This window comes from Pseudomonas sp. LB3P14 (assembly GCF_054898045.1).
The window spans coordinates 3,565,646-3,588,683 of record NZ_CM142714.1 but is presented as its reverse complement, the minus strand read 5'-3'; the positions used below and the strand labels follow the sequence as shown (position 1 = coordinate 3,588,683).

Genomic DNA, 23,038 nt, shown 5'->3' with positions numbered 1-23,038 from the left:
GCGCTCGCATTAGCCCCGCGAGCGTTCACGGGTAACGAAAAGGTCAGCGATTTGACGCATTGAATCTGCGTCGTAGGGAAGGTAAGCAAGATGGTACAGGTGAGAGCACACCAGCCGATCAACACCGACGGCAGTATCAATCTCGAGGCTTGGCTCGATCACGCGGTCAGTGTCGATCCGGCACTGGATCGCGAAGCCTTGAAGGAAGCCTGCGAGTTCGCTCGACAGGCCGAACAGCAAGCCAATGCGGCGAAGAACCTGTGGTCCGAAGGGACGTCCAGTTTCCGCACGGGCCTTGAGATCGCCGAGATTCTCGCCGACCTCAAACTCGATCAGGATTCGTTGGTTGCCGCGATCCTGTATCGCGGCGTGCGCGAAGGCCAGATTGAATTGCCGGCGGTCAGCCAGCGCTTCGGTCCGGTGGTCGCCAAACTCATCGACGGCGTGTTGCGCATGGCGGCGATCAGCGCCAGCCTCAGCCCCCGTCAATCCCTGGTGCTGGGCACTCAGGGCCAGGTCGAAAACCTGCGCAAGATGCTGGTCGCCATGGTCGACGACGTTCGCGTTGCGCTGATCAAACTGGCCGAACGCACCTGCGCGATCCGTGCGGTGAAAACCGCCGATGACGAAAAACGCAACCGCGTCGCTCGCGAAGTCTTCGATATCTACGCGCCTTTGGCTCACCGTCTCGGTATCGGTCACATCAAGTGGGAACTGGAGGACTTGTCCTTCCGTTACCTTGAGCCCGATCAGTACAAGCAGATCGCCAAGTTGCTTCATGAGCGGCGCCTGGATCGCGAGCGCTTCATCAGCGACGTGATGACTCAGCTGAAAAACGAACTGCAGGCCACTGGCGTCGATGCCGACATCAGCGGCCGGGCCAAACACATCTATTCGATCTGGCGCAAAATGCAGCGCAAGGGTCTGGAATTCAGCCAGATCTACGACGTGCGTGCCGTTCGCGTGCTGGTGCCGGAAATGCGCGATTGCTACACCGCGCTCGGTATCGTCCACACCCTGTGGCGGCACATCCCGAAAGAATTCGACGACTACATCGCCAACCCGAAAGAGAACGGCTACCGCTCGCTGCACACCGCGGTGATCGGCCCCGAGGGCAAGGTGCTGGAAGTGCAGATCCGCACCCACGCCATGCACGAAGAAGCCGAGCTGGGCGTTTGCGCGCACTGGCGTTACAAAGGCACTGACGTCAAATCCGGTTCCAACCATTACGAAGAGAAAATTTCCTGGCTGCGTCAGGTCCTCGAGTGGCACGAAGAGCTGGGTGACATCGGCGGCCTGGCAGAACAGCTGCGGGTCGATATCGAGCCGGACCGGGTCTACATCTTCACCCCGGACGGTCACGCCATCGACTTGCCGAAGGGCGCTACACCGCTGGACTTCGCCTACCGCGTGCACACCGAAATCGGTCACAACTGCCGTGGCGCGAAGATCAACGGGCGCATCGTTCCGCTCAACTACAGCCTGCAAACTGGTGAGCAGGTCGAGATCATCACCAGCAAGCATGGCACCCCGAGCCGCGACTGGCTGAACTCGAACCTGGGTTACATCACCACCTCGCGGGCACGGGCGAAGATCGTTCACTGGTTCAAATTGCAGGCGCGCGATCAGAACGTCGCGGCGGGTAAAACCTTGCTCGAGCGCGAACTCAATCGCCTCGGTCTGCCAGCAGTGGATTTCGACAAGCTGGCCGAAAAGGCCAACATGAAAACCGCCGAGGACATGTTCGCCGCCCTCGGTGCCGGCGATTTGCGTCTGGCGCAACTGGTGAATCTGGCGCAGCAACTGGTCGAGCCGGAACGCGGCAACGAACAGCTGGAACTGATTCCACGCAAGGCCACCGGTTACAAACCAGGCAAGCGCGGTGACATCCAGATCCAGGGCGTCGGCAACCTGATGACCCAGATGGCCGGCTGCTGCCAGCCGCTGCCAGGGGATGCGATCGTCGGTTACATCACCGTGGGCCGTGGCGTGAGCATTCACCGTCAGGACTGCGCCTCGGTGCTGCAACTGGGCGGGCGCGAGCCCGAGCGGATCATCCAGGTCAGCTGGGGTCCGGTGCCGGTGCTCACCTATCCGGTGGACATCATCATCCGCGCCTACGACCGGTCCGGTTTGCTGCGTGACGTTTCGCAAGTGCTGCTCAACGAACGGATCAACGTGCTGGCGGTGAACACCCGCTCGAACAAAGAGGACAACACCGCGTTGATGTCCCTGACCATCGAGATTCCGGGACTGGATGCACTGGGGCGGTTGCTGGGTCGAATTTCCCAGTTGCCAAACATCATCGAAACCCGCCGTAACCGGACTCCATGAAACCGATGTACAGCCTTGAAGACTTGCTTCACCTGATGAGCCGTCTGCGCGACCCGCAGTTCGGCTGCCCGTGGGACATCAAGCAAACCTACGAAACCATCGTCACGCACACCCTCGAAGAAGCCTACGAAGTCGCCGATGCCATCGAGCGCGGTGACTTCGATCATTTGCAGGGTGAGTTGGGGGATTTACTGTTCCAGGTGGTTTATTACAGTCAACTGGCCCGGGAAGAAGGGCGCTTCGAATTCGCCGGGGTTATCGACAGCATTACCCGCAAGCTGATCCGTCGTCATCCTCACGTGTTTCCGACCGGCGATCTGTACGCGCCGCTGGATGTCCCGCGTCTGAATGAAGAACAGGTCAAACAGCGCTGGGAAGAGATCAAGGCTGAAGAGCGTGCCGAGAAATCATCCGCGCCTGAACAACTGTCCTTGCTCGATGATGTACCCGCCGCATTGCCGGCGCTGTCCCGTTCCGCGAAGTTGCAGAAGCGTGCAGGGCAGGTCGGTTTCGACTGGCCGGACGCCTTGCCGGTATTGGATAAAGTCCGCGAAGAGCTTGATGAAGTGCTCGAAGCCATGGCCGACAATGACTCGGCAGCGATTGCCGATGAAGTCGGTGATCTGTTGTTTTCCGTGGTCAATCTGGCGCGCCATCTCAAGGTCGATCCGGAAACTGCACTGCGTGGCGCCAACAGCAAGTTCGAAAGACGCTTCCGTTTTATCGAACAGGCATTGCGCGATACCCACCGTCCCATAGAAGATTGCACCCTCGAAGAGTTGGACGCCTTGTGGGGCGAAGCCAAACGTCAGGAAAAGAATTTGCCCAGCTGCGGTTGAGCAGTTGCCTAAGTGAGAAATAAGCACCATGAGCATTTCCCTTCGCGACCAGTTGCTCAAAGCAGGGCTGGTCAACCAAAAGCAGGCCAAACAGGTCGGCAAAGAGAAGCAGAAACAGCAACGTCTGGCCCACAAAGGTCAGATCGAACTCGATGACTCCCAGCAGCGCGCCGCCCAGGAAGCCATGGCCGAGAAGGTCAAGCGCGACCAGGAGCTGAACCGTCAGCAGCAGGAGAAGGCAGAAGCCAAGGCCCGCGCCGCCCAGGTCAAGCAATTGATCGAAGTGTCGCGTCTGCCGAAGCTGACGACCGAGGACTACTACAACTTCGTCGACGACAAGAAGGTCAAGCGCCTCTGCGTCAACACCTTGATGCGCAACAAGCTCAGCAGCGGTTCGCTGGCGATCGTGCACCATGCCGGCGGTTATGAAGTGATCCCGCGTGAAGCGGCCCTGAAGATCCAGGAGCGCGATCCACAGCGCATCGTGCAGCTGAATGTGAAGACCGAAGAAGTCGCTGCCGAGGACGATCCGTATGCGGCCTATCAGATCCCTGACGATCTGATGTGGTAAACCGTTAAGGCTGCAACAACGGCAAACCCCGCTCATGGCGGGGTTTGTCGTTTTCAATGCTGTCATTGCTTATGCGGATTGGAGCGCTCGTTGCTGCTCCAGTTTTTCCAGTTCGGCCTTGTAGCTGTGAGCGTCGGTCTCGGAGTGGAACATCCCCACCAGCATGTCTTGTTGGTGCACGTCCCACATCCGGATACCGGCGGCTATGCCTTCATGGGATTTATGTGAATCGTCGCGTTCAGTTACTTTTACAGTCATCTGCTAGCTCCAATCTCTGTTATCTGCAGCAAGGCGTGTGCAGGCCTCTGTTATATGTTTGGTTAGCTGGCTAAGTAAACGACTGAGTTTGGTAACGGACTTTTGCAAAATCGGAGAAAGTCCTGCAGCCCGCTAAATACGCGACATTCGGTCGCAGGGCGTTGAGTTTTATGACAAAAGCTTCATGTTTACATTGAAGAAAACCGCGGCTTGGTCACGGTACCTGTAGGAGCCAGGCTTGCCGGCGAAGGCGTCCTCAAGTACGTCTTCGCCGGCAAGCCTGGCTCCTACAAAAAGCATTGCAGTGCACATTTCCAGGCACAAAAAAAACGCCCCGAACCAGTCGGGGCGTTTTTATGTGCAGTGAAGCGGCGGGGTATTACTTACCCTGCCAGCGCTTCAGTACCAGCGTGGCGTTGGTGCCGCCGAAGCCGAAGCTGTTGCTCATCACGGTGTTGATGGTGGCGTCTTCGCGAGTCTTGGTCAGGATCGGCATGTCAGCCACTTCCGGGTCCAGTTCGTCGATGTTGGCGGAACCCGCCATGAAGTTGCCTTCCATCATCAGCATGCAGTAGATCGCTTCGTGAACGCCGGCGGCGCCCAGGGAGTGACCCGACAAGCTCTTGGTGGAGCTGATGGCCGGAGCCTTGTCGCCGAACACTTCACGCACACCTTTCATCTCCGCGACGTCGCCGACCGGAGTCGAAGTGCCGTGGGTGTTCAGGTAGTCGATCGGAGCGTCAACGGTGGACATGGCCATCTGCATGCAGCGGATGGCACCTTCGCCGCTTGGGGCGACCATGTCGTAGCCGTCGGAGGTCGCGCCGTAGCCAACGATTTCCGCGTAGATCTTCGCGCCGCGGGCCAGAGCGTGTTCCAGCTCTTCGACCACGACCATGCCGCCACCGCCGGCGATGACGAAACCGTCACGCTTGGCGTCGTAGGCACGGGAAGCTTTTTCCGGGGTTTCGTTGTACTGGCTGGACAGTGCGCCCATGGCGTCGAACAGGAACGATTGGCTCCAATGTTCTTCTTCACCGCCGCCGGCGAACACGATGTCCTGCTTGCCCATCTGGATCTGTTCCATGGCGGTACCGATGCAGTGAGCACTGGTGGCGCAGGCAGAAGCGATGGAGTAGTTCAGGCCCTTGATCTTGAACGGCGTGGCCAGGCAAGCGGAAACGGTGCTGCTCATGGTCCGCGTTACACGGTACGGGCCAACGCGCTTCACGCCTTTCTCGCGCAGGATGTCCAGCGCTTCCATCTGGTTCAGCGTGGAGGCGCCACCGGAACCGGCGATCAGGCCGGTACGCGGGTTGGAGACTTGCTCATCGGTCAGACCGGAGTCGGCGATGGCGTCTTTCATGGCCAGGTAGGCGTAAGCCGCCGCGTGGCCGACGAAGCGAAAGATCTTGCGATCGATCAGCTCTTCGAGGGGAAGGTCAATGGAGCCGGAAACCTGGCTACGCAGACCCATTTCGGCATATTCCGGATTGAACCGGATGCCAGGGCGGCTTGCACGCAGGTTAGCGGAGACGGTCTCTTTGTCATTGCCCAGGCACGAAACGATGCCCAGACCAGTGATAACGACGCGGCGCATGCGGATAACCCTTAGAAGTTTTCAGTGGATGTGAAAACGCCGACCCGAAGGCCTTCGGCGGTGTAGATCTCGCGGCCGTCGACGCTGACCGAACCATCGGCAATGGCCAGGTTCAGCTTGCCCTTCAGTACGCGCTTGATCTGAATGTTATAGGTCACTTTCTTGGCGGTCGGCAGGACTTGGCCGAAGAATTTTACTTCGCCCGAACCCAGCGCACGACCACGGCCCGGCAAACCTTGCCAGCCGAGGAAGAAACCGACCAGTTGCCACATGGCGTCGAGGCCCAGGCAGCCTGGCATTACCGGATCACCTTCGAAGTGGCAGGCGAAGAACCACAGGTCCGGAGTGATATCCAGCTCGGCGACCAATTCACCTTTGCCGTACTTGCCACCCTCGGCGCTGATATGGGTGATGCGATCCACCATCAACATGTTCGGGGCGGGCAGTTGTGCGTTACCTGGGCCGAACAGCTCACCGCGACTGCAGCGCAGCAGGTCTTCCCGAGTAAAGGCGTTTTGTTGGGTCATGCGAGCTCCTCAATAATCCCATGCGGCAGGTGGGGCAAATCTTCCCGGCCGATCGAAGCGTTCATGCCTCGAGTCAGCAGCCTACTCATAGACTATTGCGTTGTGGTGAAAGTCACAGCACCAAGGACATGAATGTACACTTGTGCACTGAAATTATTATTCAAGCCCCTTTTCGGGCCTGTTCGGGTGCCTAAGACTGCCGCACTTTCGCCTTTCACGCCAGTCGCAGATAGCCGAAAGGCCTGCACTACTGCACCCAGCGCTGCAGAATTTGCTGCAGATCATTGCGTTTGAAGGGCTTGGCCAGGTAATCGTTCATTCCCGCCGATAAACAGGCTTCACGGTCGCCCTGCAAGGCGTTGGCGGTCAGTGCAATGATCGGCAAGTCAGCGCAGCCGGGCAATTGGCGAATCTGTCGGGTGGCTTCATAGCCATCGATGATGGGTAGTCGACAGTCCATCAGAATGGCTTCGAAAATCAGACTCTCGGCACTGCGCACCGCCTGAGCGCCATCGGTGGCGACGCTGACAGTAAAGCCCAGACTGCGCAACATTGCTTCGATGACCGTCTGGTTGACCGGATTGTCTTCCACCAGCAATACATTGCGCCCTTCGCCATCACCGGTGCCGGTCTGAGTACGCGGCGCCAATACCGGCAGCGTCTGTTTAGAGAGTGCCAGCGGGATTTCCAGCGTGAACACCGAGCCGCGACCTTCCTCGCTCTGGGCGCGTAACGTGCCGCCCATGCGTTCAGCCAGCGTGCGAGCAATCGGCAGGCCCAGCCCGGTGCCACCGTAACGCCTCGAAATAGAACTGTCGGCCTGCTGGAAGGCGTTGAACATCAATTCCAGGCTTTCAGCCGAGATACCAATCCCGCTGTCGCGCACGGTGCAGGTGAACCACAGCAGTTCGTGATCCAGCGACTGCCATTGCGGTTCGATGCTGATACGGCCCCGTTCGGTGAATTTCAGCGCATTGCCGATCAGGTTGACCAGGATTTGCCGGATGCGCGTCGGATCGCCCTGAACCTGCAGCGCGCGCATGTCCTCCGGGATCACTAGCGCCAGGTCGAGCCTGCGTTGCAAGGCGCTGTGCGAAAACGACTGGGCGCAACTGCTGATCAGGTCCGCGAGGTTGAACGGAATGTGCTCCAACTCCAGTTCCGAGCGCTCGATGCGCGAGAAATCGAGAATGTCGTTGATGACTTTGAGCAGGTGTTCGGTGGACTCCGAGGCAAGCGCTGCGTATTCGACCTGTTCCTCGGTCATCGCGGTGGTTTCCAGCAGTTGCAGCATGCCCAGCACGCCATTCATCGGCGTTCGCAGTTCGTGGCTCATCATCGCGAGGAAATCGGATTTGGCGTTGTTGGCCTTTTCCGCTTCCTCGCGCGTCTGGATCAACTGCGCCATCGCTTGATGCTGTTCGCGGCTGGCTTGTTCGAGGCCGTCGGCGAGGTTGTTGATGTGTTGCGACAGCGCGCCCAGTTCGGTGTCGTCGACGATCGGCAGTGGCGTTTTGTAGTCGCCGTCCTGAATCGCCTTGACCGCGTTGCCGATGTCGCGGATCGGTTGCGAGAGGCTGCCGGCCAGTCGACGGGCGATCAGAAAAGTAAACAGCAGCGCGAACAGCGCCAGGATCCCGGCCTTGAACAGGATTTCCTGTTGACGCTGGCTGAAGGCGTCATTGGACAGGCCGACGATCACCCGCCCCAGGTAATCCTCGGCGGTGGCATTATTGGTGACGCGGCTGTTCTGGAAGAAATCATTGTGCAGTTGGATACGTTGCAGCCGCACCGGCGCCTGGAACACTTCAACCTGTTGCGAGCGGTTGTGGGTTTCCGACGGTTGCTCGACGTACACCAGAATCCGGTTGGCGCTGTCCTGGACTTCCAGAAAGCGCACATTGGGCGTGGCCAGGGTGGCCTTGAGCAAACTGTCGAGCACCTCGTTGTTGCCCGAGATCACCCCATATTCGGTGGCTGGAGCCAGTTGGTTGGCGATCAGCTGTCCAGTGTGGTTGAGCTCCCGACGCAGGTCCTGAATCCGTACGAAGGTGAAGAAGCTGATCAACAGCAACGTCAGCAACAGGGCAGGGCCGAGACTGATGATTTGCGTGCGGGTGTTGATGTCCCAACGGCGACGGAAGGTCATGGGCGCTTTTCTCCTTCGGCCAACTGTGTTGCGACAGAGGCTTCATTCATCTGTTCAATCCCTAATGAACGAGCCACTTGTGGGTTACTTAAGACTTTGAAACGTTGCGGGTAGTGAGTGCGTGGCCATGTGGCCGGTGGCCGGTCGAGCAGTTCGTCGAGTATCGCCAGCCAATCGCTCTGATCGCTGTAGGTGCTGGCCAGGCTTCCCGCCCTGACAAACCCGGCGTTAGGACCGATCAGTGCCAGTTGCCGTGCATAGCTGCTGAGCAACAGGTTCTTCGCGGTTTTCGGGTTGTACACATCGGGATCATCAAGGCCCAGCAACACGTCGCTGTTTTTCAGCAAGGTCTGCAGCGGCCGGCTGTCGTTAGTGTTATCCCAGCGCTGGGTGACCACCTCAAGGCCCAGGGAGTGGGCGGCCTGATGCAGTTCTTTCAAAAGGAATTCGCTGTGGCTGTCGAAGAGCACGCCGACCCGTTTGGCCTCAGGCAGGAGCAGTCGGGTCAGGCGCAATTGTCGCTCCAGGGGCGGGTCGCTCCAGAGCAGGCTGAGGCGCGGGGGCAGGGTGGCGCCCAGATGCTGACGGGCTTGCAGGCGGCTGATGCGCAGCACCAGCGTCGCCGGGCCTTGGGCGTCTTGCACGCGCCAGTCGAGGCTCGGCAGGTCGAGTAGAATCAAACGGGTGCTGGCGGGCAGTTTGCCCGGCGCCGGCAGGCTGGCCAGTGGCTGGAAGCGCACGTTATCGGCCGGCCGCAACTCGCTCAGGGCCTGGGTGAAGGATTGCATGCCCGGGCTGTCCTCGGCGCCGGTCAGCAAAATGTCCGCGGCGGTGGCCCCCAAGGGACTCAGCAGGCCGGCAAACACCAGGCACAGCCCGGCCAGCAGGCGGCCAAGGATTGGCGTCTTCTGTGACGGGCGATGCAGCATCTTAAAACGCCAGCTCCGCGCTGAAGTAAAGCACCCGGCGCTCGTCGTAGTTATTGTCGACGAAGGTAGTGGGCTGACTGTCGAGGCGTTGCTGGAGCACGCCGGCCAATTCCAGGTTGGCCTTGCCCAGGCCGATGCGTTTGGCGATGCGCGTGTCGACCCGTTCGAAGCGGTAGCCGTTCAGCGCATCGTCACCATAGTAGAAGAGCGCGCTGTTCCAACCATGGCCCCAGTTGCGCAGCCAACCGGCGGAACCGCTGTTTCGAGCAGTCTGTTGCGCGTCCTGTGGGTTGCTCGCCTCGGCGTCGACGTAGGCGTACGTCAGGCGCAGGCGATCGGCGCTGCTGATTCGCCAGTCGAGCTGGGTTTCGGTCCCTTCGAGGCGCGAGCTGTTCGAGTTGCTGGCGATGTACTGATTGTTGCGCAGCGGTTCGCTGATCATCCCGGTGATTTCGTCGTAGAACAGCTTCACATCGACCGCCAGTCCCCACTCGGCAAAGTAGCCGTTGTAGCCCAGTTCTCGGGAGCGCATGTGTTCCTGTTCGAGGTTGCCGGGGCCGCGGGTCTTGACGAAATAACGGGCACTGGACTGGCCATAGGCGCTGGGGCGCAGGTTCTTTACCTGATAGCTCCAGTTGACGTTGTTCTCGAACATGTCCGGTGAGCGGATGGCTTCCGAGTACACCGCCCGCAGGCCATGGCGCGGGTTGATCAGGTAGTTGACCGCCACCCGAGGGGTGAGCGAACTGCCGGTCAATTGCGTGTCTTCGAACATCGCTCCGCCCTGCAGCAACCAATGCTCGGTGGCGCGCCACTCGAGTTGGCCGAACGCCCGCCAGGTGGTGTCGTCGAGGGTGCCATTGAAGTAAGTCTCGGAATCTGCCCGGTCGTAACGATAATTCATGCCGCTGACCAGCCGCAGACTATCGGACAGACTGAGGGTGTCCTGCACTTCGAGGTCGTAGCGCGACTCCCGGGCGCTTTGGTCGATATCACCGCAGAGGGTTTGTCGGGCGCCGTTTCGCCATTGGTCCAGCACTTGATTGGCCAGTGCACGCTGGACCGGGTCACCTGCGGGCGCGCCAGGGCCGGTGTAGCGTTCCATATTGCGTGCCAGGCGTTCGGTGTAGTTCGGGTTGAGCTGCCAGAGCTCGGTCAACTGCGGGCTGAACGAAACCTCGGCATCGCAGGCACGCCAGGTTTGCTGACGATCCCAGTGTTGCGCCGAGCCCTGGATATAAAGGCTGTGATCGGGATTGATGTCGAGGTTCCAGCGCAGTGAGCCGGCGTAGTCCTTGGCGATGACGTCGGAATTGTCCCCGGAAGCAGTAATCCCCGAGAAGACCGGGCGGTAGGTATATGGCCGCTGGTTGGTCCCGTCCTTGGCATTCAATTGCCAGTCGATGCTCTGGTTTTCAGTGAGCGTCTGGCTGACCGCGAGGTTGAAGCGATTCAAGCGACGGCTGTCGCGGTAATCGGCGCCATTACGGTCCGAGTCGAAGCCGTCGTCTTGTTGACCGGACAGTGACAGGCGCAGGTCGCCGTCGTCCCAGCCCACACCCTGGCTGGCGTAAAAGTCGTCGATGCCGCGCTGTCCACGGGTGACTTTCAGCCGCGTGCCGTGGCTGTCGGCCGGGTTGCGCGTGATGATGTTGACCACCGCCATCAGTGCATTGGCGCCATAGCTGACGGTGTTCGGGCCGCGGAAAACTTCGATGCGTTCGATGTCTTCCATGGCTACCGGAATGTCACTCCAGTCCACCGTGGCCAGGCCTGCGCGGTACACCGAGCGGCCATCGATCAACACTTGCAGGCGTCGCGCTTCGGTCGCGTTGGTGCCGTGATAGTTCACCGCCGCCTGGTTACCGCTGATGTTGCCAACCATCATTCCCGGCACCAGTCGCAGCAACTCGCTGATGTCCCGGGCGCCACTGGCGTTGATCAGTTCGCTGTCGATCACCGTCATACTCCCCGGCACCGCGGCCGGCGACTGCTTGAGCCGCGTAGCGGTCAGCACTTGCGGCAGCGACTCGCTGTCGAGGAACAAGTCGTCGGCGAGCAATGGCGAGCTGAACATCAGCGCCAGTACCAGCGGCGAGCGAGGTGAAGGGGAGCCAAACGACACGACACATCCTTGATAGCGAACAATTGGCGCGCATGTTAACCGAGCGCAATGACTTTTCCAGTCACGTTGTGGGCATTTTCCTCGGTTTTGTTGGTCTTCTTCCTACAAGTGTCGGTAATTGATGCGGGGGCTGGCCGCCACTGGGCCGCTCCGTATAATGCCGTCATCGCCACTGGTATGGATTAACGGATTGCATATGACTGAACAGCGCCCAATTGCGGTCCTGGGAGGCGGAAGTTTTGGTACCGCCGTGGCTAATCTGCTGGCCGAGAACGGGCATCAGGTGCGGCAGTGGATGCGTGACCCTGAACAGGCCGAGGCCATTCGGGTCAATCGCGAGAACCCGCGTTACCTCAAAGGCATCAAGATTCTTCCGGCCGTCGAGCCTGTCACGGACCTGCTGGCCACTCTGGAAGCGTGCGACCTGTGCTTCGTCGCGCTGCCGTCCAGCGCGCTGCGCTCGGTGCTGGCTCCTCACGCCGCACGTTTGAGCGGCAAGCTGCTGGTGAGCCTGACCAAAGGCATCGAAGCCCACACCTTCAAACTGATGAGCGAAATCCTCGAAGAGATCGCCCCGCAAGCGCGCATCGGCGTGCTGTCCGGACCGAACCTGGCCCGAGAAATCGCCGAACACGCGCTGACCGCCACGGTGGTCGCCAGCGAAGACGAAGAACTCTGCCAGCGGGTCCAGGAGGCGTTGCATGGCCGGACCTTTCGCGTGTACGCCAGCGCCGACCGCTTCGGCGTGGAGTTGGGCGGCGCGCTGAAAAACGTCTACGCGATCATTGCCGGCATGGCAGTGGCGCTGGGCATGGGCGAAAACACTAAGAGCATGCTGATTACCCGAGCGTTGGCGGAAATGACCCGCTTTGCGGTGAATCAAGGCGCCAACCCAATGACCTTCCTTGGTTTGGCGGGCGTCGGCGATTTGATCGTCACCTGCTCGTCGCCCAAAAGCCGTAACTACCAGGTCGGGTTCGCCCTCGGCCAGGGCTTGAGTCTGGAAGATGCCGTGACGCGCCTGGGCGAAGTCGCCGAAGGGGTGAACACCCTCAAGGTGCTTAAGGCCAAGGCTCAGGAAGTGGGCGTGTATATGCCGCTGGTCGCCGGGCTCCATGCCATCCTGTTCGAAGGGCGCACGCTGGAGCAGGTGATCGGTCTATTGATGCGTGCCGAGCCGAAAACCGACGTCGATTTCATTTCCACCAGTGGTTTCAACTGAGCACTCAATTTACAGGGGCAGGGAGCGAGACATGAACGATCCGAAAGAAGAAGCCAAGTACGAATCCATCCTGCTGCGTGTGTTGTGGATGATCGTCTACGTGCTGGTCTGGCAAGTGGCGCAATTCATCCTCGGCGCCGTGGTGCTGGTGCAGTTGATCTATCGTTTAATCTATGGCGCCCCAAGCGCCAGCCTGATGAATTTCGGCGACAGCCTGAGCCAGTTTCTGGCACAGATCGGTCGTTTCGGCAGTTTCCACAGCGACCAGAAACCTTGGCCGTTCGCCGACTGGCCGACGCCGCGTACACCGGAAGGTGAAGCGCCGCACGCCGTGGCGCCTGCACCACACCCGGCCCGAGATGAGGAGCCCAAGCTATGAAACTCTGGATACTGCGTCATGGTGAAGCCGAGCCACACGGTACTCGCCCGGACTCCGAGCGGACCCTGACCGTCAAGGGTCGTGAAGAGGTGTTGCGCACCGCGGCAGAGTTGATCGGTAAGCCGCTCACTGCAATTTATGCCAGTCCTTACCTGCGAGCGCAGGAGACGGCAGAAATTGTGCGTGCGGCGCTGAATTTCGCGCCGGAGATTCGCACCGTCGAGTGGTTGACCCCCGACAACCGACCGCAAGCTGTGGCCGAGCAGTTGGTGTCTGTGGATCATGCGCTGCTGGTCAGCCATAACCCGCTGGTGGGTAACCTGTTGGGTTACCTTCAGCATGGACATGTGCAGGACCCGGAGGCGGTGAAAACTGCCGGCCTTGCAGAACTTGAAGGCGAAGGCCCGCTGGCCGGAGCGATGAAGCTCACCGGCATCAAGCACCCGTAAAATAGTCAACCGAGCAACTGCTTGGTTGACTACGCTTGCTCCAGACCAAAAATAAAGGAGCGAGTCGCATGCCTGCTGCTTTTCGTTTGCCGTTGGACGTTTTCTACGAGCGTGAAGCGCGCCATCCCCGCCAGCGCTTTTTGGTCCAGCCCACGGGCGGCGGCCAGGTCGAAACGCTGACCTGGGAAGACGTCGGGCATCAGGCCCGTTGCGCCGCACACTGGTTGCGGGCGCGCGAATTGCCACACGGCAGCCACATCGCCCTGATCTCGAAAAACTGCGCGCACTGGATCATCGCCGACCTGGCGATCTGGATGGCCGGCCATGTGTCGGTGCCGCTCTACCCGAACCTTACCGCCGAGACCGTGGCCCAGGTTCTTGAACATTCCGAAGCGGCGTTGGTGTTCATCGGCAAACTCGATGACTGGCCTGGCATGTCTCGCGGGGTCAGCGCTGATCTGCCGACGATCAGCCTGCCGTTGCATCCGCCCGGCACGTTCGATTTCAGCTGGGCCGACCTGCAAAAGAGCTCACCGATCCAGGACGATCCCAAGCCGTCCGCCGACCAGTTGGCGACCATTATTTACACCTCCGGCACCACCGGCATGCCCAAAGGTGTGATGCACAGCTTCGCCAGTCTGGGGTTTGCCACCACGCGCGGCACGCAGTTGTTCGGCCTGAATGAGTCGGATCGGCTGCTGTCCTACCTGCCGCTGTGCCATGTCGCCGAGCGGATGTTCGTCGAGTTGGCGTCGATCTACACCGGGCAAACGGTATTTTTTGCCGAGAACCTGGACACCTTCCTCACCGACTTGCGTCGTGCACGACCGACCGCGCTGTTTGGCGTGCCGAGGATCTGGACCAAATTCCAGATGGGCGTGTACAGCAAGATCCCGGCAAAGCGCCTCGACTTCCTGCTCGGTCTGCCGATCATCGGCAAGCGGGTCGGGCACAAAGTCCTCGTCGGGCTTGGGCTGGATGCCTTGCGCATCGCGTTGTCCGGCGCCGCGCCAGTGCCGCAGACCTTGCTGCTGTGGTACCGCAAACTGGGGCTGGATGTGCTGGAGGTCTACGGCATGACCGAAAGCTGCGGCTATTCGCACGTTGGCCTGCCGGGCCAGAACAAACCCGGCTGGATCGGCAAGCCATGCCCGGAGGTTGAGGTGTGGATTGCCGAGTCGGGCGAGGTCATGGTGCGCAGTGGTGCGACCATGCTCGGGTATTTCAAGGAGCCTGAGAAAACCGCCGAAACCATCACCGAGGACGGCTTCCTGCGCACGGGTGACATGGGGGAGGAGGACGCCGAAGGTAACCTGCGCCTGACTGGGCGCCTGAAAGAGATTTTCAAGACCAGCAAAGGCAAATATGTCGCCCCGGCACCGATCGAAAATCGTCTGGCGGTGCATTCGCGGATCGAACAGGTCTGTGTGGTCGGCGATGGCTTGAGTGCGCCGCTGGGGTTGTGCGTGCTCTCGGCGGTCGGTCAGCAGGATGCCAGCGGAACGGCGCGCGCAGGTCTGCATTCAAGCCTGGAAAAACTCTTGGAGGAGGTCAACGGCGCCCTCGACAAACACGAACGCTTGCGTCGATTGGTGGTGGTCAAGGACAGTTGGGCGGTGGAAAACGGCTTCCTGACGCCGACCCTGAAGATCAAGCGCAACATGATCGAAGCCGCGTACGGTGCCCGTTTCGAAGAATGGAGCGAGCGCAGTGAAGCGGTGCTGTGGCAGGATTGAGCCACGAATAAAACCAACCAAGGAAAGCAACGATGAGTCTGTGGCGTACCACTCCCAACGTCGAGCAGCTGAACGCAATCCAGAAAAACACCATTGGCGAAGTGCTGGATATTCGCTTCGAAGCCTTCGACGAAGAGTCCCTGACCGCGAGCATGGTCATCGACCATCGCACTCACCAGCCTTATGGCTTGCTGCACGGCGGCGCCTCGGTGGTGTTGGCCGAAACCGTGGGCTCGATGGCCAGTTACCTGTGCATCGATGCCAGCAAGTATTACTGCGTAGGCCTGGAAATCAACGCCAACCATTTGCGCGGCTTGCGCAATGGGCGGGTCACGGCGGTGGCCAAGCCGATTCACATTGGCCGCACGACGCATGTCTGGGATATCCGTTTGACCAGCGATGAGGGCAAGGCCAGTTGTGTGTCGCGGTTGACCATGGCGGTGGTGCCGTTGGGTGAGAATCCACCGGGACGTTGATGTTTCAAGATCAAAAGATCGCAGCCTGCGGCAGCTCCTACATTTAATTGCGTACATCCTGTAGGAGCTGGCGAAGCCTGCGATCTTTTGATCTTTGCGATATCTCCTACCACCATTCCTGGCAGTTATGGTCATTGCTGAAGGACGTCGTCTTACGGACAATCAACCCCTGTTCTAGCTCATGGATCGACCGGTATGTCGCAGCAGATATTTTTCGCCCACGCCAACGGGTTCCCCTCGGGCACCTACGGCAAGTTGTTCGCGGCGCTGGCGCCCGAGTATCAGGTGACGCATCTGGAGCAGCACGCCCACGACCCGCGTTTTCCGGCGGACGACAACTGGTACAACCTGGTGGACGAGCTGATTCATCACCTCAAACAGCAACCGGAACCGGTATGGGGCGTCGGCCACTCCTTCGGTGGCGTGCTGCATCTGCACGCGGCGTTGCGGTGCCCCGCGCTCTATCGCGGCGTGGTGATGCTTGATTCGCCGGTGCTGACCCGTGCCGATCAATGGGTGATCCGTGCGGCCAAACGCTTTGGTTTCATCGATCGCCTGACCCCGGCCGGCCGTACGTTGGGGCGGCGCGAAGAGTTCGCCGATCTGGAAGCGGCTCGGCTGTATTTCGCTGGCAAAACCCTGTTCCGTGGCTTCGACCCGGAATGCTTCGACGCCTACCTGCAACACGGCTTGCACAAGGTGGGCGACGCGCTGCGTTTGCGCTTCGACCCGGCCACGGAAATCAGCATCTACCGCGGCGTGCCGCACACCAGCCCCGGCCGCGCACGTCAGCTGAAAGTGCCGCTGGCCGTCGTTCGAGGGCACAAGAGCCGCGTGGTGATGCGTCATCACGCAAGCGCTGTGGGGCGCATGCCGCTGGGCGAGTCTCTGACCATGCCCGGCGGCCACATGTTTCCCCTCGAGCGTCCCCAGGACACGGCCACGCTACTGAAAAATCTGTTCAGCCGCTGGGAAGGTCGCCGCCAACAGGATTGCGCATGAGCAACGTCGTTGAAGAAGTCCGCCTGAGCCTGCCGCACATCGAGCTGGCAGCGCACCTGTTCGGTCCCGAAGACGGCATGCCGGTGATCGCTTTACATGGCTGGCTGGACAACGCCAACAGCTTTGCCCGACTGGCGCCGAAGCTCAAAGGCTTGCGCATCATTGCGCTGGACATGGCCGGTCACGGTCATTCCGGGCATCGTCCGACCGGTGCCGGGTACGCGCTGTGGGACTACGCCCATGACGTGCTGCAAGTCGCCGAACAACTGGGCTGGAAACGCTTCGCGCTGCTGGGGCATTCCATGGGCGCGATTGTTTCGCTGGTGCTGGCCGGTTCGTTGCCGGAGCGGGTGACCCATCTGGCGTTGATCGACGGCATCATTCCTCCTACAGACAAAGGCGAAAACGCTGCCGAACGGATGGGCATGGCCCTGCAAGCGCAGCTGGATTTGCGGGAGAAGCGCAAACCGGTCTACAAAACGCTCGACCGGGCCATCGAAGCGCGCATGAAAGGCTTGGTAGCGGTCAGTCGCGAAGCCGCCGAACTACTGGCCCAACGTGGGTTGATGCCGGTGCCGGGCGGTTATACCTGGCGCACCGATAACCGCCTCACGTTACCGTCGCCGCTGCGTCTGACCACCGAACAGGCGATGGCCTTCGTCCAGCGGGTCAGTTGTCCTGCAAAACTGGTGGTGGCTGCCGACGGCATGCTCGCCAAACATCCCGAGTTGCTGGAGCGTCTACCCTTTAGCCGTGAACAGCTGTCTGGCGGCCATCATTTGCACCTGAATGACGAACCCGGCGCCGACCTTGTCGCAGACTGTTTCAATCGGTTCTTCGCCGTTCCTTGACTTGCGCCGGGCAACTGTCGAGGCTGGGCGGGTTGAAATGGGAGACAACCATGATAGATCTCTACACCGCTGCGACCCCGAATGGCCACAAGGTCTCTATCGTGCTCGAGGAACTCGGCTTGCCCTACACGGTGCACGCCTTGAGTTTCGACAAAAAGGAACAGAAGTCCAAAGATTTCCTCAAGATCAATCCCAATGGCCGGATTCCGGCGATCGTCGACCGCGCCAACGGCGATTTTGCCGTGTTCGAATCCGGCGCCATCCTGATCTACCTCGCTGAACTGAGTGGCAAACTGCTGCCCAAAGACCCCAAGGGGCGCTCGGTAGTGTTGCAATGGCTGATGTTCCAGATGGGTGGGATCGGCCCGATGCAAGGTCAGGCCAACGTGTTTTTCCGTTATTTTCCGGAGAAACTCCAGGGCGCCATCGACCGTTATCAGCATGAAACCCGTCGTCTCTATGAAGTACTCGACACGCGCCTGCAAGCCGTAGAGTTCCTTGCGGGCGCGTACAGCATTGCCGACATCGCCACTTATCCGTGGGTCCGCAGCCACGAATGGTCGGGTGTCGAGGTCGATGGTTTGCCGGCCTTGCAGCGCTGGATGGCGACCATGGAGGCGCGTCCGGCGGTGCAGCGTGGTTTGCTGGTGCCGGAGTACATTGATGACGCCAGTATCATCAAGGGTGCCCAGGCCATGCTGATCCGATGAGTCTATCCATGCGTTCACTCAGTCTGCTGGCGCTGTGTTGTTTCAGTCCCCTGTTGTTTGCCGCCGATGTCCCGGGCAGCCAGGACCTGCCAATCGTGCCGCGTATGGCCGATGCGCAGATCGTCGACTATCGTCCGGTCGTCGAACTTGAGCGGATCTATCCACTGGGTTCGATCCGCAAGATCAGCGGCCAGTTGCGTTTCGACGGTCAGGTCAGCGCCCGGGGGAAAACCACCTCGGTGACCTACGAGCTGCCGGCGGAGCACTCCTCCACAGAAGCATTTACTGCCGCTCGCGAAGCCTTGCAGAAGCAGGACGCCCAGTTGCTGTTCTGGTGCCAGGCTCGTGATTGCGGCGAAAGCAGCCTGTGGGCTAACGATGTCTTCGGCAATGCCAAGCTCTATGGCGCGGATGATCAGCAAGCGTATTTGCTGTTGCGCCTGGCGGCCCCGCAGGACAACACGCTGGTGGCGCTTTACAGCATCACGCGCGGCAATCGCAAAGCTTATTTGCACGTCGAACAATTCGACGCCGCTGCGCCGCTGGGCGATTTGCTGCCGACGTCTGCAACCTTGCTTCGGGAGCTCAAAAGCACCGGTGAGCTCGATTTGCCCAAACTGACCGGCGATCCTGACGATACCTGGCTGCGCCTGATCTCCCGTGGATTGAATCTGGACACCACGTTGCGGGTCAGTGTTTCCGGGCCGAAGGCCGAAGCCTGGCGTCAGGCACTGATCGGACAGGGTGTGCGTACCGCCAGGATGGAAGCCGGCAGCGTCGAGGGCGCAGGCTTGCACATCGAACTGTTGCGATAAGCTTTATCAGGCGAACGTGCAAGCCGCGTTCGCCTACTCTTTTGCTGACGGACTTTTTTCGAGATTTAGATGATCAATAACGATCGGCTGTTGGTGCAGATCCTGCTCCTGGTGCTGTTTGGCGCGAGCTTCTGGGTGATGGCGCCGTTCTGGTCGGCGCTGTTCTGGGGGGCGGTGCTGGCGTTTGCCAGTTGGCCGCTGATGCGTTTGCTGACGCGTTGGCTCAATGGTCGCGAGTCGCTGGCGGCGGCATTGCTGACGCTGGGCTGGATGTTGCTGGTGGCGGTGCCGCTGGTGTGGCTGGGGTTCAACCTCGCGGACCATGTGCGCGATGCCACGGCGTTCATCAAGGATGTGCAGGTCGATGGGCTGCCGCAAGCGCCGACCTGGCTGGGCAGTGTTCCCTTGGTGGGCGAGCGGCTGGTGGGGATCTGGAACAGCATCGATCAGCAGGGCGCGGCGATGATGCTGGCGGTCAAACCTTATCTGGGCCAGGTCGGCAATTGGTTGCTGGCGCGCAGTGCGCAGATTGGCGGCGGGATTCTCGAGCTGACGTTGAGTATCGTTTTCGTGTTCTTTTTCTACCGTGACGGGCCGCGTTTGGCGGCGTTTGTCCATGGGCTGCTGGAACGGCTGATTGGTGACCGTGCCGGGTATTACATTGAATTGGTGGCGGGCACGGTGCAGCGGGTGGTGAACGGTGTGATCGGGACGGCGGCGGCCCAAGCGGTTCTGGCGTTGATCGGGTTTTTGATTGCCGGGGTTCCCGGGGCGCTTGTGCTGGGGATTGTTACGTTTTTGCTGAGCCTGATTCCGATGGGGCCGCCACTGGTGTGGATTCCGGCCACGGCGTGGCTGGCCTGGAAGGGTGAGTACGGGATGGCGGTGTTTCTCGGGATTTGGGGGACGTTCATCATCAGTGGCGTCGACAACGTGCTCAAACCGTATTTGATCAGCCGGGGCGGAAATTTGCCGTTGGTGATTGTCCTGCTCGGGGTGTTTGGCGGGTTGATTGCCTTTGGGTTTATTGGCTTGTTCATCGGCCCGACATTGTTGGCAGTGGCCTACAGCCTGCTGACGGACTGGAGCAAGAGTCAGGCTCGGGTTGAGGATCGCCGGCCCTGAGATTTTTGTTGGGGCTTAGGGCCTCTTCGCGGGCAAGCCTCGCTCCTACAGGTATAGTGCATGACCGTAGGAGCGAGGCTTGCCCGCGAAGCTTTTGATTTAAGTGGCCTCGTTCAGGTATTTGCCCACGGTCGCCACGTTGTCGAGCGAGTACTGCTTGCTCAGGTTGGCGATCATTTTGTTCAGGGCTTCGGAAACGTTCGACTGATCGGTGGAGCTGTCCGTGTTTCTCTCGCGGCCGGCTTGCAACGCCGCTTTCAACTCGTCGCTGCTGACGCCGCCACTGTCGTCGCTATCCAGCACTTTGAGCAACGCGGCACTGGTGTCGGTGCTGGACGATGACGTGCTGCTGGTCTGCAACGCACTGGTCAGTTCGGTGGCGCTGACACTGCCGTCGCTGTCCGCATCGAGCTGGCTGAACAGTTCTTCGCTGGAGACTTGTTGAGGTGGCGGTGGCGGCGGGGCGAGGCTGGCGGCGAGTTCGTCCTGGCTGACGGTGCCGTCTTCGTTTTTGTCCAGGGCCGAGAAGATTTCTGCGCTGTCGGCGCTGCTACCGGCGCTGGTCAGGCCATTGCTCAGCTCATCGCTGCTGATGGCGCCGTCACCGTCGGCGTCCAGGGCGCTGATCAGCGCGTCAGCCAGCTCAGTGTTCGGTGCCTGATCCTGTGGCGGCGGCGGGGGGGCCATCGCGGCCATTTCTTCACTGCTCAGGCTGCCGCTGTCGTCGCTGTCCAGGTCGGCGAAATTCTTGCTCAGGCTGACCAGCAGGCCGTCGTCGGTTTTCTGCGACAGGGCGCTCTTGAGTTCGTCCTGATCCACTGCGCCGTCGCTGTTGCTGTCGAGTTTGGCGAGCAGGTCTTTCTGAAATTGTTGACTGCGGGCGGTGCTGGTCGTGGTGCTGTTGGTGCTGGTATAGCTCGTGTAACTGCTGACGCTGCCGATCATTGGGCTCACTCCTTGGAATGGGTAACCGGTGGGTGCACCGGCTTATGCAGCCTCAAGGGGCAAGTTGTCGTGGGTATGTGAGGTTTGTACCGAACGGTACACAGAGTAAGACGGGTCCTTGTAGCAGCAGGCTTCGCCATCCAATTACACGGATCGAGGTAACCGGATAACGGCGGTCAAACCACCCCCCGGGGTTTCTTCCAGGCTCAGATGTCCACCCAGGCGTTCGGCCGCCTCGCGGGCGATGGTCATGCCCAGCCCGACACCACCGGAGTTGCGGTTGCGCGATCCTTCCAGACGAAAGAACGGCTCGAACACGGCTTCACGTTTATCCGCCGCAATACCTGGCCCTTGGTCGATGACCCGGATCACCAGGGTTTCGCGAGTGTCTTGGAGCGTAATCACTGCCTGCCCGGCATAACGCAGGGCATTGTCCAGCAGGTTGTTGATGCACGAGCGCAAGGCCATCGGCTGCACTTGCAACGGTGCGCAGTGGCCGCTGGTGAGAACATCGGCGCCCTGGTCCTGGGCGTTTTCACTCAGGGATTCGACCAGCGCCTGCACGTCCATCCACTGCAGGGCCTCACTGGTGCGCTGCTCGTGCAGGTAAGTGAGGGTGGCATCGAGCATGCTGATCATGTCGTCCAGATCCTGACGCATCTGGCCTTGCAGTTTGTTGTCGTCGATCTGCTCCAGCCGCAGCTTGAGCCGCGACAGCGGCGTGCGCAGGTCGTGGGAGACGGCGCCAAGCATCCGCGAGCGTTGCTGCACTTGTTCACGAATGCGTTGCTGCATCTTGTTGAAGGTGTGCGCCGCTTGCCGTGCTTCCCGTGGGCCGGATTCATCCAGAGGCGGGCTGTCGAGGTTTTCGCTCAGCCGCTCGGCAGCATCGCTCAGACGCTGGATCGGTCGGCTCAACAGTTTGGCGCCGTACCACGCGGCAATGATGAGCGAGACCAGTTGAAAGGTCAGCGGCACCAAAGGGCCGCCGAACCACGGCCGCGGGGGGCGTTTTTCGAAGCGTGGGTCCATCGGCGGATGCTGTCCGTCGAAGTTTTCGGAAAACCCTGGCGGCGGTGGGGGCGGCGGGGGGCCGTAATAATGAAACCAGAAAAACGCCAACAGGTGCGCCAGGATGATCGCCACCAGCAGCATGCCAAACAGGCGGCCGAATAGCGTATCGAAGCGTGCACGCATCAGCCGATGTCTCTGGCGTCGAACAGATAACCCTCACCGCGAACGGTTTTAATCAACTGCGGGGCTTTCGGGTCATCACCGAGTTTCTGGCGCAGGCGCGAGACCAGCAGATCGATGCTGCGATCAAAGGCTTCGATCGAGCGACCGCGAGCGGCGTCCAGCAGTTGTTCGCGGCTGAGTACCCGACGCGGACGTTCGATGAACACCCAGAGCAAACGAAACTCGGCGTTGGACAGCGGCACCACCAGGCCATCAGCGGCGATCAACTGACGCAGCACGCTGTTCAGGCGCCAGTTGTCGAAACGGATGTTGGCCCGCTGTTCAGTGCGATCGTCGCGCACCCGCCGCAGGATAGTCTGGATGCGCGCCACCAATTCTCGCGGTTCGAACGGCTTGGCCATGTAGTCGTCGGCGCCCAGTTCCAGGCCGATGATCCGGTCGGTGGGTTCGCAGCGGGCGGTGAGCATCAGGATCGGGATGTCCGATTCGGCGCGTAGCCAGCGGCACAGCGACAAACCGTCTTCGCCGGGCAGCATCAGGTCGAGCACCACGACGTCGAAATGCTCCGCTTGCAGCGCCAGGCGCATTGCGGCGCCATCGGTGACGCCGCTGGCGTGAATGTTGAACCGGGCCAGGTAGTCGATCATCAGTTCGCGGATCGGGACGTCATCGTCGACGATCAGGGCACGAATGCTCCAGCGTTTGTCGTCGCCGGGCGCTTTTTGATCGTCGTTCACAGGTGCGTGGAGGTTGTGCATGCGTGCGTTCATCTGCCAGGTAGGCTGCCAACCACAAAGAT

General features: G+C 60.4%; 22 protein-coding genes. 13 read left to right on the top strand and 9 right to left on the bottom strand.

Annotated features, from left to right (window positions below; genetic code table 11):
- Positions 1 to 90 precede the first annotated feature (90 nt).
- Genes relA through ACYZT5_RS16665 form a run of 3 tightly spaced genes read left to right on the top strand, consistent with a single transcriptional unit; the run spans position 91 to position 3,744 of the window.
- Positions 91 to 2,334 (top strand): GTP diphosphokinase, encoded by a 2,244-nt coding sequence (gene relA / locus ACYZT5_RS16675; protein WP_462052035.1) that lies wholly within the window; start codon positions 91 to 93, stop codon positions 2,332 to 2,334.
- A 5-nt stretch (positions 2,335 to 2,339) separates the two neighbouring features.
- Complete coding sequence (mazG, locus tag ACYZT5_RS16670) at positions 2,340 to 3,173, top strand: nucleoside triphosphate pyrophosphohydrolase (RefSeq protein ID WP_462052261.1); 834 nt, start codon at positions 2,340 to 2,342, stop codon at positions 3,171 to 3,173.
- A 28-nt stretch (positions 3,174 to 3,201) separates the two neighbouring features.
- On the top strand, positions 3,202 to 3,744 hold the full coding sequence (locus tag ACYZT5_RS16665) for a DUF2058 domain-containing protein (protein WP_462052034.1): 543 nt from the start codon (positions 3,202 to 3,204) through the stop codon (positions 3,742 to 3,744).
- A gap of 69 nt (positions 3,745 to 3,813) precedes the next feature.
- Here ACYZT5_RS16665 and ACYZT5_RS16660 read toward each other — a convergent pair whose 3' ends face one another.
- From ACYZT5_RS16660 to ACYZT5_RS16635, 6 genes are all read right to left on the bottom strand, one after another.
- Complete coding sequence (locus ACYZT5_RS16660; protein ID WP_462052033.1) at positions 3,814 to 4,002, bottom strand: hypothetical protein; 189 nt, start codon at positions 4,000 to 4,002, stop codon at positions 3,814 to 3,816.
- Positions 4,003 to 4,381: 379 nt separating this feature from the next.
- Positions 4,382 to 5,602: a beta-ketoacyl-ACP synthase I gene (fabB, locus tag ACYZT5_RS16655; RefSeq protein WP_462052032.1), complete on the bottom strand. Its 1,221-nt coding sequence runs from the start codon at positions 5,600 to 5,602 to the stop codon at positions 4,382 to 4,384.
- An 11-nt stretch (positions 5,603 to 5,613) separates the two neighbouring features.
- On the bottom strand, positions 5,614 to 6,129 hold the full coding sequence (gene fabA / locus ACYZT5_RS16650) for a 3-hydroxyacyl-[acyl-carrier-protein] dehydratase FabA (protein WP_140667384.1): 516 nt from the start codon (positions 6,127 to 6,129) through the stop codon (positions 5,614 to 5,616).
- 247 nt (positions 6,130 to 6,376) lie between these two features.
- Positions 6,377 to 8,278 carry an ATP-binding protein gene (locus ACYZT5_RS16645; RefSeq protein ID WP_462052031.1) on the bottom strand — a complete coding sequence of 634 codons (1,902 nt, stop codon included), beginning with the start codon at positions 8,276 to 8,278 and terminating at the stop codon, positions 6,377 to 6,379.
- Positions 8,275 to 9,207 carry an ABC transporter substrate-binding protein gene (locus ACYZT5_RS16640; RefSeq protein WP_462052030.1) on the bottom strand — a complete coding sequence of 311 codons (933 nt, stop codon included), beginning with the start codon at positions 9,205 to 9,207 and terminating at the stop codon, positions 8,275 to 8,277. Before ACYZT5_RS16640 ends, ACYZT5_RS16645 begins: the two co-directional genes overlap by 4 nt.
- Before the next feature lies 1 nt (position 9,208).
- Positions 9,209 to 11,332, bottom strand: a complete 2,124-nt coding sequence (locus ACYZT5_RS16635) for a TonB-dependent receptor plug domain-containing protein (RefSeq protein ID WP_462052029.1) — start codon at positions 11,330 to 11,332, stop codon at positions 9,209 to 9,211.
- 196 nt (positions 11,333 to 11,528) lie between these two features.
- On the opposite strand from ACYZT5_RS16635, the gene ACYZT5_RS16630 reads away from it, so the two are divergent.
- From ACYZT5_RS16630 to ACYZT5_RS16585, 10 genes are all read left to right on the top strand, one after another.
- Positions 11,529 to 12,554 (top strand): NAD(P)H-dependent glycerol-3-phosphate dehydrogenase, encoded by a 1,026-nt coding sequence (locus tag ACYZT5_RS16630; protein WP_282375661.1) that lies wholly within the window; start codon positions 11,529 to 11,531, stop codon positions 12,552 to 12,554.
- Positions 12,555 to 12,585: 31 nt separating this feature from the next.
- Positions 12,586 to 12,933, top strand: coding sequence for a DUF4389 domain-containing protein (locus ACYZT5_RS16625; protein ID WP_461969439.1), 348 nt, complete (start codon positions 12,586 to 12,588; stop codon positions 12,931 to 12,933).
- A complete protein-coding gene (gene sixA, locus ACYZT5_RS16620; protein ID WP_462052028.1) occupies positions 12,930 to 13,382 on the top strand; it encodes a phosphohistidine phosphatase SixA in 453 nt (150 codons plus the stop codon). The genes ACYZT5_RS16625 and sixA overlap by 4 nt, the downstream gene beginning before the upstream one ends.
- Before the next feature lie 68 nt (positions 13,383 to 13,450).
- Positions 13,451 to 15,118, top strand: a complete 1,668-nt coding sequence (locus ACYZT5_RS16615; protein WP_462052027.1) for an AMP-binding protein — start codon at positions 13,451 to 13,453, stop codon at positions 15,116 to 15,118.
- A gap of 32 nt (positions 15,119 to 15,150) precedes the next feature.
- Positions 15,151 to 15,594, top strand: a complete 444-nt coding sequence (locus tag ACYZT5_RS16610; protein WP_462052026.1) for a hotdog fold thioesterase — start codon at positions 15,151 to 15,153, stop codon at positions 15,592 to 15,594.
- Between the two features lie 195 nt (positions 15,595 to 15,789).
- On the top strand, positions 15,790 to 16,596 hold the full coding sequence (locus tag ACYZT5_RS16605; protein WP_462052025.1) for an alpha/beta fold hydrolase: 807 nt from the start codon (positions 15,790 to 15,792) through the stop codon (positions 16,594 to 16,596).
- A complete protein-coding gene (locus tag ACYZT5_RS16600; protein WP_462052024.1) occupies positions 16,593 to 17,447 on the top strand; it encodes an alpha/beta hydrolase in 855 nt (284 codons plus the stop codon). The genes ACYZT5_RS16605 and ACYZT5_RS16600 overlap by 4 nt, the downstream gene beginning before the upstream one ends.
- Positions 17,448 to 17,497: 50 nt before the next feature.
- On the top strand, positions 17,498 to 18,157 hold the full coding sequence (locus tag ACYZT5_RS16595) for a glutathione S-transferase family protein (protein WP_462052023.1): 660 nt from the start codon (positions 17,498 to 17,500) through the stop codon (positions 18,155 to 18,157).
- An 8-nt stretch (positions 18,158 to 18,165) separates the two neighbouring features.
- Positions 18,166 to 18,972 carry a DUF4892 domain-containing protein gene (locus tag ACYZT5_RS16590; RefSeq protein WP_462052022.1) on the top strand — a complete coding sequence of 269 codons (807 nt, stop codon included), beginning with the start codon at positions 18,166 to 18,168 and terminating at the stop codon, positions 18,970 to 18,972.
- Between the two features lie 69 nt (positions 18,973 to 19,041).
- Entirely contained in the window at positions 19,042 to 20,097 is a 1,056-nt protein-coding gene (locus ACYZT5_RS16585) for an AI-2E family transporter (protein WP_462052021.1), read from the top strand.
- Positions 20,098 to 20,196: 99 nt separating this feature from the next.
- Here the strand turns inward: ACYZT5_RS16585 and xopAW are convergent, their stop codons facing one another.
- The 3 genes from xopAW to ACYZT5_RS16570 form a co-directional block, all read right to left on the bottom strand.
- A complete protein-coding gene (gene xopAW / locus ACYZT5_RS16580; RefSeq protein ID WP_462052020.1) occupies positions 20,197 to 21,042 on the bottom strand; it encodes a XopAW family type III secretion system calcium-binding effector in 846 nt (281 codons plus the stop codon).
- A gap of 144 nt (positions 21,043 to 21,186) precedes the next feature.
- Positions 21,187 to 22,239, bottom strand: a complete 1,053-nt coding sequence (locus ACYZT5_RS16575) for a sensor histidine kinase (protein ID WP_462052019.1) — start codon at positions 22,237 to 22,239, stop codon at positions 21,187 to 21,189.
- The gene (locus ACYZT5_RS16570; RefSeq protein WP_033053235.1) at positions 22,239 to 22,997 is read right to left on the bottom strand and encodes a response regulator; all 759 of its coding nucleotides are present in this window, start codon (positions 22,995 to 22,997) and stop codon (positions 22,239 to 22,241) included. The genes ACYZT5_RS16575 and ACYZT5_RS16570 overlap by 1 nt, the downstream gene beginning before the upstream one ends.
- Positions 22,998 to 23,038: the final 41 nt, after the last annotated feature.

Coding starts and splice junctions, on each gene's coding strand:
- relA (WP_462052035.1), top strand. CDS start 91: ATGGTACAGGTGAGAGCACACCAGCCGATCAACACCGACGGCAGTATC.
- mazG (WP_462052261.1), top strand. CDS start 2,340: ATGTACAGCCTTGAAGACTTGCTTCACCTGATGAGCCGTCTGCGCGAC.
- ACYZT5_RS16665 (WP_462052034.1), top strand. CDS start 3,202: ATGAGCATTTCCCTTCGCGACCAGTTGCTCAAAGCAGGGCTGGTCAAC.
- ACYZT5_RS16660 (WP_462052033.1), bottom strand. CDS start 4,002: ATGACTGTAAAAGTAACTGAACGCGACGATTCACATAAATCCCATGAA.
- fabB (WP_462052032.1), bottom strand. CDS start 5,602: ATGCGCCGCGTCGTTATCACTGGTCTGGGCATCGTTTCGTGCCTGGGC.
- fabA (WP_140667384.1), bottom strand. CDS start 6,129: ATGACCCAACAAAACGCCTTTACTCGGGAAGACCTGCTGCGCTGCAGT.
- ACYZT5_RS16645 (WP_462052031.1), bottom strand. CDS start 8,278: ATGACCTTCCGTCGCCGTTGGGACATCAACACCCGCACGCAAATCATC.
- ACYZT5_RS16640 (WP_462052030.1), bottom strand. CDS start 9,207: ATGCTGCATCGCCCGTCACAGAAGACGCCAATCCTTGGCCGCCTGCTG.
- ACYZT5_RS16630 (WP_282375661.1), top strand. CDS start 11,529: ATGACTGAACAGCGCCCAATTGCGGTCCTGGGAGGCGGAAGTTTTGGT.
- ACYZT5_RS16625 (WP_461969439.1), top strand. CDS start 12,586: ATGAACGATCCGAAAGAAGAAGCCAAGTACGAATCCATCCTGCTGCGT.
- sixA (WP_462052028.1), top strand. CDS start 12,930: ATGAAACTCTGGATACTGCGTCATGGTGAAGCCGAGCCACACGGTACT.
- ACYZT5_RS16615 (WP_462052027.1), top strand. CDS start 13,451: ATGCCTGCTGCTTTTCGTTTGCCGTTGGACGTTTTCTACGAGCGTGAA.
- ACYZT5_RS16610 (WP_462052026.1), top strand. CDS start 15,151: ATGAGTCTGTGGCGTACCACTCCCAACGTCGAGCAGCTGAACGCAATC.
- ACYZT5_RS16605 (WP_462052025.1), top strand. CDS start 15,790: ATGTCGCAGCAGATATTTTTCGCCCACGCCAACGGGTTCCCCTCGGGC.
- ACYZT5_RS16600 (WP_462052024.1), top strand. CDS start 16,593: ATGAGCAACGTCGTTGAAGAAGTCCGCCTGAGCCTGCCGCACATCGAG.
- ACYZT5_RS16595 (WP_462052023.1), top strand. CDS start 17,498: ATGATAGATCTCTACACCGCTGCGACCCCGAATGGCCACAAGGTCTCT.
- ACYZT5_RS16590 (WP_462052022.1), top strand. CDS start 18,166: ATGCGTTCACTCAGTCTGCTGGCGCTGTGTTGTTTCAGTCCCCTGTTG.
- ACYZT5_RS16585 (WP_462052021.1), top strand. CDS start 19,042: ATGATCAATAACGATCGGCTGTTGGTGCAGATCCTGCTCCTGGTGCTG.
- xopAW (WP_462052020.1), bottom strand. CDS start 21,042: ATGATCGGCAGCGTCAGCAGTTACACGAGCTATACCAGCACCAACAGC.
- ACYZT5_RS16575 (WP_462052019.1), bottom strand. CDS start 22,239: ATGCGTGCACGCTTCGATACGCTATTCGGCCGCCTGTTTGGCATGCTG.
- ACYZT5_RS16570 (WP_033053235.1), bottom strand. CDS start 22,997: ATGCACAACCTCCACGCACCTGTGAACGACGATCAAAAAGCGCCCGGC.